The sequence below is a fragment of the Mycobacterium sp. 852002-50816_SCH5313054-b genome (genome assembly GCF_001667185.1).
GTDB lineage: Bacteria > Actinomycetota > Actinomycetes > Mycobacteriales > Mycobacteriaceae > Mycobacterium.
Genome location: NZ_LZIC01000086.1, coordinates 1 through 2686, shown reverse-complemented (window position 1 = coordinate 2686; position 2686 = coordinate 1). Strand labels below are relative to the sequence as shown.

Annotated in this window: 2 protein-coding genes and 3 pseudogenes; 1 reads left to right on the top strand and 4 read right to left on the bottom strand. The window is 71.9% G+C overall.

Annotated features, from left to right (window positions below; all coding sequences use genetic code 11):
- Positions 1 to 10: 10 nt before the first annotated feature.
- Positions 11 to 76 (top strand): annotated as a pseudogene (locus tag A5787_RS28250) (hypothetical protein); the annotation flags it as partial.
- Positions 77 to 121: 45 nt separating this feature from the next.
- On the opposite strand, the pseudogene A5787_RS26835 reads toward A5787_RS28250, so the two are convergent.
- The 4 genes and pseudogenes from A5787_RS26835 to A5787_RS28245 all read right to left on the bottom strand — a co-directional run.
- Positions 122 to 346 (bottom strand): annotated as a pseudogene (locus A5787_RS26835) (APA family fibronectin-binding glycoprotein); the annotation flags it as partial.
- A 96-nt stretch (positions 347 to 442) separates the two neighbouring features.
- Positions 443 to 1540, bottom strand: coding sequence for a sulfate/molybdate ABC transporter ATP-binding protein (locus tag A5787_RS18155; RefSeq protein WP_066969468.1), 1098 nt, complete (start codon positions 1538 to 1540; stop codon positions 443 to 445).
- A 5-nt stretch (positions 1541 to 1545) separates the two neighbouring features.
- Complete coding sequence (locus tag A5787_RS18150; RefSeq protein ID WP_156764005.1) at positions 1546 to 2343, bottom strand: ABC transporter permease; 798 nt, start codon at positions 2341 to 2343, stop codon at positions 1546 to 1548.
- Positions 2344 to 2536: 193 nt separating this feature from the next.
- A pseudogene (locus A5787_RS28245) lies at positions 2537 to 2686 on the bottom strand (hypothetical protein); the annotation flags it as partial.

Below are 2686 nucleotides of genomic sequence, written 5' to 3'. Positions count from 1 at the left end.
CTAGCACCCGGCGGCGGGCAAGCTGTCGGATCCGCGGCCGCTGTCGTGTGCCATCGCGGCGGTCAGCGTCGGTGTCGACCGGCGGCGGGGGCGGTGCGGGGTTTTGATCGCCCGGTTGGGCCGGCGGCGCACCCGGGGCGCCCGGCGGGGGCGGCGTCGTGGTGGTCGCCGGCGCGGGCGGAGGTGTCGTCGTCGTGCTCGGCGGGACCGGGGTAGGGACCTCGGGATCGGCGCTGGAGGTCGCCGGCAATGCGATGGCGACCGCGCTGGCGCTGGTCACCGTGGCGATCGCCAGCGTCGCCCAGAATCCTTTGCGACGTGTCGAGTTCGCGTTCACCTGCTCCATGGCGACGAACCTACCGTGTTACCGCTGTGACGCAAGGGTGCCGTGCGGCGGTTTTGCCGATGTTGCCGATGTGCAACCTTGCGGAGTACCCGCAGGTCATCGGTGTGCCGGATACAGCATGACCTCGTGTGCCTTGACGGAGAACCACACCCGCTCCCCCGGCGTCAGCCGCAACTCCGTCGCCGCGTCCGCCGTGATCTCCGCGGCCAGCCCCGGCGCGCCATCCGACTGTTCCCGGCCCCGCACCAGGACCGCGGACCCACGGACATCGAGCTCGGCCACCGTCACCTCGACCGTATTGCGCGGGCTGCCGTGCGGGTGCTCCCGATAGACGGCCACCGCCGCGGGCGGGAACACGGCGACCGCGTTGACGACGTGGGCGTCCGGCCGCTGCGCCGGGGTCGCATGCCAGTGGGCACCGGAGCGATCGCGCAGCGCGCCGTCGGGGCCCACGGTGCCGTTGACGATGTTGACGCCGGCGATCCGGGCGCCGAAATTGCTGCGCGGCGCGGTGAGAACGCCTGCCGCCGGCCCGAATTCGGCGACCCTCCCGGATTCGAGGACCAACACGCGATCGGCCAGCGTGAACACGTCGAGCAGCTCGTGGGTGACCAGTACGACCGCGCAGCCGGCTCGGGTGATCACCGTGCGCAACACCGCGCGGATGGCGGCGGCCGCGGCGACGTCGAGCCCGGTCAGCGGTTCGTCGAGCAGCAGCACGTCGGGTTCGGCGGCCAGGGCGCGGGCGATCGCCACCCGCTGGGCCTGGCCCCCGGAAAGCTGCCGCGGTTTTCGGTCGGCGAAGCCGTCGGCGTCCACCTCGCGCAGCCAGCGCTCCGCGGTCGCCCTCTCGGTCGCGCGAGTCGACCGGAAGAATCGGCGGCGGCTGTGCCGCCCGAAGGCCACGTTGGCCGCGACGGTCAGGTGCGGGAACAGCAGCGGGTCCTGCAGCAGCAACCCCACGCGGCGATCGTGCGTCGCCACGTTCACCCCGGCCGCCGTGTCGGTCAGCACCCGATCCCCCAACCGCACGACCCCCTCGTCGGGATGAACGAGACCGGCGATCACGTGCAGGGCGGTGGACTTGCCGGCGCCGTTGGGTCCCAGGACGGCCAGCACCTCTCCCGCGGACACCGAAAACTCCACATCCAGGTCGCGGTCGGCCACGACGGCGCGCAGCTGCAGCTCGCTCATCGCGGCTACCTCGCGTCCGTCCCGGTCAGCCGGCGGGCACCCAGCCCCAGCACCACCAGCGCCGCGACGGCGACCAGCAGGATCGACAGCGCCACCGCGGCGTTGGCGTCGGTCACCCGCTGCAGGTAGATCTCCAGCGGCAGCGTCCGGGTGACGCCCTGCCGGGAACCGGCGAACGTCAGCGTCGCGCCGAACTCCCCGAGCGAGCGGGCGAACGCCAGCACCGCCCCCGACGTCATGCCCGGCAGCAGCAGCGGCAGGGTCACCCGCCACCACACCGCGCTGGGTCGGGCGCCCAGCGTCGCGGCGACCACCTCGTAGTCGGCCCCGGCCGTGCGGGCCGCGCCCTCAAGGGAGATCACCAGAAACGGCAGCGAGACGAACGTCTGCGCCAGCACCACCGCGGTGGTGCTGAAGGCGATGCTGACGCCGGCGGTCTCCAGGTAGTGCCCGATCAAGCCCAGCCTGCCGAACGCGTAGAGCAACGCGATGCCGCCCACCACCGGCGGCAGCACCAACGGCAACAGGATCAGCGGTCGCAGCAGCCGCACCGGGCGCGCCGTGCTGCGGGCCAGCACCAGGGCCATCGGCACCCCCAGCAGCACGCACAGGGCGGTACTGGCGGCGGCGGTCTTGAGGCTCAGCACCAGCGCCGTCCTGGACGATGCGCTGGTGATCAGCGACCAGAAGTTCGGCCAGTCGACCTTGATCGCGATCGCGACGAGCGGCAGCACCACGAACGCGGCCCCCACGGCGGCGGGAACGTATACCCACCGCGGCAGATCCGTGCGGCGCTCGCTAATCCGTATGCCCCTAACCGTGGTGGGGAGATCTACACCGCCTCAACCTAGCGCTGGGCGTGTTGCGAATCGGTGAGCGTCCTGCCCTCGGCGCGGTACCCGCCGCCGGTGTACCAGCTTGGACACCCCGGTTGTGACCCGGCTCGGCTCACGTCGGCGTACACCAGAATCTTTATGTGCCAACGTGTTTGAGCGTCTAGTTAGTGGTGGGTGGTGGTTGGGGTTGGAAGGGTGTGTACCACCACCAGTCGGCGCGTTCGCCGATGGGTCCGGGCCATGGCGGTACGGCGGGCGGGCGGCCGGTGGGGGCACGCGCGAGTGATCCTGGACTCAGCGGTCGCCCGTC